General features: G+C 78.0%; 1 pseudogene. It reads left to right on the forward strand.

The features are described 5' to 3' along the window. Window positions 1-1,202 (forward strand): annotated as a pseudogene (locus ABD211_RS33075) (hypothetical protein); the annotation flags it as partial.

The following is a 1,202-nucleotide window of genomic DNA, read 5'->3' on the forward strand; positions in this document are numbered from 1 at the left end:
CACGTTCGCGCTGGGCGCGGCCGCGGGGGCGGCCGTCGCCGTGCTGGCGCACACCCGGCCCGGCTGGGCGGGTCCCTACGCCGACCGGGTCGGCGACCTGGCCGGCGGCGGCGCGACCGTCTCCCTGCCCGTCGCCGTGTACGCCCTGGCGTCCCTGCTGGAGGTCGACGCGCCCGCGCGGGTGGCGGTCGGCCTGTTCGCCGTCGCGGTCAGCGTCGCCGCCGCGGCGCTCGCGCAGCTCGCCGGCGAAACGCCCCGCACGATCACGGCCGGCGGCGCGGTCGCCGTCGCCCTGCTGGGCCTCGTGTACACCGTCAAGCTGCTCGGCCTGACCAACCTCAACGTGCCGCTCGCCATCCTGCTGCTCGCCTCCGCGATCGCGTCGATGAGCGCGCGGGTGTTCGAGGTGACCGTCGACGACGGCGGCAACCAGACCCTGTTCGCGGCGGCGCGGATGGCCCCGTCGGCGGTCGGCGCGTTCGCCCGGGCCGCGACCGGCGACCACGTCGTCGCGCCGCCCCGCTTCCAGCGCCGCGACCGGACCCTCGACGGGGTGAACCTCGGCGCGGCCGGCGCGACGGCCGGCCTCGCCTGGGCCGTCGCCGCCCTCGTCGGGCTCGCCGCGCCCGGCATCGACCTCGTGCTCATCACGGCCATGGTCGTGCTGCTGTCCGTCGTGGTGAACCTGCTGCCGCTGGACTGGCAGCGCGGCCCCCGGCTCGGGGCCGCCATCCTCGGCGGCATCATCGCCGCCGTCACCGCGTCCGTGGCGGTCCTGGAGGCGGCCAACGTCATCCGGGCCGGCACGCCGTGGGGCGTCGCCGACCTGGCCGGCTGGACGGACCGGGCCAGCGCCACCGCGCCGTTCGGCTGGCAGGTGCCGGCCACGCTGCTGCTCGCGGCGGCCGCGGCGGTGATCCTGCTCCCCGAGCCGAACGACGCCCGCGTCGGCTTCGTCGCCCTGTCGCTGGCCGGGCTGTCCATGCCCGCCGCGCTGGCGCTGCCGTGGTGGTCGCCGGTCCTCATCGCCGGCCTGCTCGCGGTGGCCGTCGGCATCGGCGCCGCGCTCATCGACGATCCGCTCCTGGCCCGCGAGCGGCTCACCATGGCCGCCCTGCTCGGCACGTACGCCGTGGGCGCCGCGATGGTGCGGCCCGAGACCGTCACCGCCGCGCTGGCCGGCGTGGTCATCGCCGGCCTCG

Source organism: Luedemannella flava, assembly GCF_039528515.1.
Classification (GTDB): domain Bacteria; phylum Actinomycetota; class Actinomycetes; order Mycobacteriales; family Micromonosporaceae; genus Luedemannella; species Luedemannella flava.